The sequence below is a fragment of the Methylobacterium gossipiicola genome (genome assembly GCF_900113485.1).
GTDB classification, from domain to species: domain Bacteria; phylum Pseudomonadota; class Alphaproteobacteria; order Rhizobiales; family Beijerinckiaceae; genus Methylobacterium; species Methylobacterium gossipiicola.
In genome coordinates this window covers 1-4,584 of sequence record NZ_FOPM01000055.1, presented here as the reverse complement: position 1 = coordinate 4,584, position 4,584 = coordinate 1, and the positions used below count along the sequence as shown (strand labels likewise).

Below are 4,584 nucleotides of genomic sequence, written 5' to 3'. Positions count from 1 at the left end.
GGCCGGGTTGCGGCAGTAGAAGCGCCGAACCTCCAGATGTAGCCGGACGGCCTTGCCGCTGGCTGGCAGATCGGCAGGCCGGCGCCGATACCGGCTATGGACCGAGGTGCTGACCGCCCGGCAGGTCGGGCAGCGGGCGTGATCGCGTCTCGCTTCGGCGACGAGGGTGATCGCGGTGGGGCCGCCCCGCACGATACGGACGAGGCGGCAGCCGGGCACAGGGAAGAACTGGGTCATGCCCCGATCTGCGAGGCCGACCCCCCCACACCAAGACCTCCCTGTCTCGCTCCTCGATCCACCAAACTCGGCGATGAACCACCCCGTGGGGGCCGATCACAGGGCTTTGCGATCGACGAGCATCCGTCCCTGTTTCGCCTGAACGCGGGAAAAACCGTTCATCGCTCGCGAGACCGATGTGTCCCTGTTTCCGATCCGGACGTGGAGAAAACTGGCTCAACGCGCCCTATCGGAGACCGACAACAGCTTCTTCTACGACCCTGATCCGGCGGGCCATCTGGAATTGAGGAATCAGATTTCTCACTATCTCGGCTATGCCCGAGGCATCAATTGTGATCCCGACGACATCATCATTACGACCGGAACGCGGCACAGGCTGGACCTGTGTCTTCGCAGCCTGACGCGCCCCGGAGACACGGTCTGGATGGAGGCGCCGGGTTATGCCGGCGCGGAAGCCCTCATCGGCGTCCACCGCCTCGCATCGGTTCCTATCTCCGTCGACGACCATGGCCTGCGGGTCGACGCGGCGGAGGAGATGGCCCCGAACGCCAAGCTCTGCATCGTCACGCCGTCTCATCAGTCGCCGCTCGGCGTTCGCCTGTCGTTCGAGCGACGGCAGAAGCTGCTTGCCTGGGCCGCCTGGGCGAATGCCTACATCATCGAAGACGACTACGACGGTGAATTTTCTTTCGACACCGCGAGGTTCCCGGCTTTCAAGGCGATGGACATCGATGATCGCGTGATCCACGCGGGGAGCTTCAACAAGGTGCTGTTTCCGACCCTACGGACCGGATACCTTGTGCCGAAATCAATGAGATCGAAGGTCCAGAGGCTTTGAGGCGAAACGGGGCGGAACAACAGCGCGCTCGACCGTCGCATCTTAACACATTTCATATCGGAAGGGCACTGCGCGCAGCATATCCGGCGCATGGGGCGGGTCTATCAAGAAAAGTGCCGAACCACTCTCACCTCCATCCAAGACGCTTACGGCAGCAACCTGGATGTTTCAGGAGATCACGGCGGGTTCCACTTCTTCCTTCGACTTCCGGATGGGCTCGATTTCGAGCGCTTCCATGACCGATGCCGAGCGAGGGGCTTCCTGCTGCACACGGCGGCGAAGCATACGGAAGAGGGCTTCGTGACGGGCCTCGTGGTGGTTTACGCGTCTCTCACACTCGAGACAATCAGAAGCGCCGGAGCGGCACTTGGGACTCTTTTGCGAGGAGGCTGAGGCGCGCGCCCGTCGCGCGCTGCGGCCCCAACAGCCGCTGGAGCCGGACAATCGCCTCCGAGGTGAGCCGCGCCACATCGCTGCCGATCAGGTCGGACTGGTCCAGGGGCGCGGCCTCGTCATAGAGATCATGGACGGTGCATCGGTGTTCCAGACCGAGGGCACGAACCAGGCACACGGTCAGGGGCAGGTCGTCCGAGATCACCAAGAGCGCGCCCAAGGTCGGGCTCCCGTGGCTACATCGTGGTTGCAGGGTCGTCGGAACGGGGCACCACCGAGGTCCATGCTTCGGGGGATCCGCTGGGCGAGCCCACAAACGTTGGAGTGCCTTCGAGCAGGCATCGTAGGCCAGTGAGGCAAACGTGGTGTTGCAGGCCGTTTCGGCCGAGCGACTGTTCCGGATCCTCGATCCGGTCCTGGAACTGGACACTCAGTTCCTAAAAGAGCCTCACCGCTGGCCTGGATGTGCGGCACCCGCGAGCTGAGATCATGGCCGCGGGCATCGGCCGTAGCCAGATCCGCCAACAGGCGGTTCACCTCCCCGGGTCGGTGAGGTCGGACCGGGAGGATATGGACCTGCGCCATACTCTCATCAGGCAGCGCGCACGGTGGCGAGGAAGCTGCCGACCTCGGCGCTGAGATTCTCGGATTGCCGCGACAGCTCGGAGGCCGCCGACAGCACCTGACCGGCCGCCGCCCCGGTCTCCTCCGACGCCTGGGCCACGCTGGCGATGTTGCCCGTCACCGCTTGGGTGCCGGCCGAGGCCTGCGCCACGTTGCGCACGATCTCCTGCGTCGCCGCCCCCTGCTGCTCCACTGCCGCCGCGATCGAGGCGGCCACGCTATCGATCTCGCGGATGCGCCCTGTGATGCCGCCGATCGCCGCCACCGCTTGGCCGGTCACGCCCTGCACTTCCCCGATCTGTCGGGCGATCGCGTCGGTCGTCTTGGCGGTCTGGTCGGCCAGGGCCTTCACCTCGGCCGCCACGACGGCAAAGCCGCGCCCCGCCTCGCCGGCGCGAGCCGCCTCGATCGTGGCGTTGAGCGCCAGGAGATTGGTCTGTGCGGCGATGCTCGAGATCATGCCCACCATGTCGCCGATGCGGTCCGCGGTCTGGCTCAGCGCCTGGACCAGGGCGGCGGTCCGGTCGGCCTCGCCGACGGCGACCTGCGCGAGTTCGGCCGAACCGGTGACCTGCCGGCCAATCTCGATCACCGACGAACCGAGCTCCTCGGCGGCGGCCGCGACGGTGTTGACGTTGGCGGCCGCTTCCCCGGCGGCGGCGGCGACGCCGGAGGATTGTGCGGTCGCCTGGTTGGCGGTGGCGGTCATCTGCTGGGCGGTGGCCTGGAGTTCGATGGCCGACGACGAGACCAGGCCGACGATGCCACCGACGGCGCGCTCGAAGCCGGCGGCGAGTTCGATCATCGTGCGTTGGCGCTCGGAGTCGGCCGCCGCGTCGGCGATGCGCCGAACCTCGGCCTCCTCGGCGGCCTTGCGAGCGACCATGGCCTTGATGCCCTCGACCGCCTTGCCGACGGCGCCGATCTCGTCGCCGCGTGCGGCCTCCCGGATATCGGCATCAATCTCGCCCCGGGCCATGCGCTGCAGCACGCCCACCAAATTGCCGAGCGGACGGGTGATGCCGAAGATCACGATCAGAGCCGCGATCGCGCTCACGACGAGCAGGCCCGCCACGGAAGCGCCGATCAGCATCCGCTCCGCATTCACCACGGCCTGCTCCGCGTCGTCACGCGCCTGCCGCAGCTCGAGGTTCAGGAGGTCGATCCGCTCCTTCAGCAGACCCCTGAGTTTGGCGCGGGCGGCGCGGCCTTCGGTGAACAGGACCGTGGTGGCGGTCTGGTTGTCGTTCTTGAGGGCGAGGGCGACCACCTTGTCGTTGGTGGCATAGAACTCCATCAGGGTGCTCTGGAGCATCTGGTTGAAGGCCTTGCGCTGGGGGGTGTCGGAGAGCGTATGCAGGGTGGCGATCGCATCGAGCGAAGCCTTCACCGCGGCATCGTAGCGGTCCTTGAAGGCCCCCATCTCCTTCTCGCGCGTCTCGAGGATGATGTTCCGAGCCATGGTGGCGGCCTCGGTCGAGTTGCTCTCCACACGCAACATCTGCTCGAGCCGGACGGCCTGTACGTCGACAACCTGGCGGGTCTGCTTGGCGAGCGCGTCGAGGCTCGCCGTCGCATAGAACATCAGCCCTGAGGCCATGATCGCCATGACGATCAGCGGCACGAATGCTTTGACGACGATCTTCGAACTGCGCAGCATGACGATCAACCTGACGAGGCGTTTCCCCGAGCGGAATGATCCATCATATATGCTGTAGAATATCCTAATTCTGAGAGTATGAGCAAAAAATTTTACTGAAGTCGCGTCTTGGTAGACCGCATTTGTTCGTATAGTGGTTTTGAATTTTTTTAAATCAGGGATATATTCAGTCAATGTAATAAAATGCGACCTTCCGTGCAATAAAAGCTAATCCCTCCTCAACCTAGGGGTATTACTTGCTTCGAGTGGATCGGAACAGGGTTGTATCCTCGGCATAGCGGGTTTGCGCGACGTGGCCGTTACCCAGAGCGCCTAAACCCGGCCTGGTCTTCGGAGAGCGTAGGGATGAGAGCAAGATCCCGAAGGAAAACGCTCGAAGTGAACTCGCCTGCCATGAGTTCCATCGAGATCGGATGAGAGATCCGCGATCGAGAGGCCATCGACTACGGTAGATCCTCTCTCCCACAAGCAATGTTTTCAGACCGCGATAGCGGCAGCTTGGCAGCATCATGAGAAGAGAGATTTTTTTGTCAGAGGTTAAAACAATCAAACTAATACCAAGCCTCGTTGAGCGAGACTCACGTGGGGTAGCGTCGCTATCCGGGTCATGTTCTTTCCTTTGGTTTTGGAGCCTGAGGAGGATGCGATGGCTGCTCCGGTACCGCTGCGGTCGGATTTTGATGCCGAGGCCCTGCGCGTCCTGGCCAAGGGGTCGCGTGACCCGGCCCAGACCCGCCGCCTGTTGGCGCTGTCTGTGATCGCCGCGGGTGGTCTGCGCTCGGAGGCGGCCGCGATCGGCGGGGTCGGATTGCAGACGGTGCGTGATTGGGTC

General features: G+C 63.9%; 4 protein-coding genes and 1 pseudogene. 2 read left to right on the top strand and 3 right to left on the bottom strand.

Features of this window, described 5'->3' with window-relative positions; genetic code table 11:
- A partial coding sequence (locus BM249_RS20865) for a transposase family protein (RefSeq protein WP_143103834.1) occupies nucleotides 1-237 on the bottom strand: 237 nt, incomplete at its 3' end.
- A 178-nt stretch (nucleotides 238-415) separates the two neighbouring features.
- Between BM249_RS20865 and BM249_RS20860 the strand changes: the two genes are divergently transcribed.
- A complete protein-coding gene (locus BM249_RS20860; protein ID WP_177232483.1) occupies nucleotides 416-1,075 on the top strand; it encodes an aminotransferase-like domain-containing protein in 660 nt (219 codons plus the stop codon).
- 346 nt (nucleotides 1,076-1,421) lie between these two features.
- Here BM249_RS20860 and BM249_RS20855 read toward each other — a convergent pair whose 3' ends face one another.
- Both BM249_RS20855 and BM249_RS20850 read right to left on the bottom strand, forming a co-directional pair.
- On the bottom strand, nucleotides 1,422-1,688 hold the full coding sequence (locus BM249_RS20855) for a hypothetical protein (protein WP_091975529.1): 267 nt from the start codon (nucleotides 1,686-1,688) through the stop codon (nucleotides 1,422-1,424).
- A gap of 372 nt (nucleotides 1,689-2,060) precedes the next feature.
- Nucleotides 2,061-3,758 (bottom strand): methyl-accepting chemotaxis protein, encoded by a 1,698-nt coding sequence (locus tag BM249_RS20850; protein ID WP_425284860.1) that lies wholly within the window; start codon nucleotides 3,756-3,758, stop codon nucleotides 2,061-2,063.
- A gap of 601 nt (nucleotides 3,759-4,359) precedes the next feature.
- On the opposite strand from BM249_RS20850, the pseudogene BM249_RS20845 reads away from it, so the two are divergent.
- Nucleotides 4,360-4,584, top strand: a pseudogene (locus BM249_RS20845) (IS630 family transposase); the annotation flags it as partial.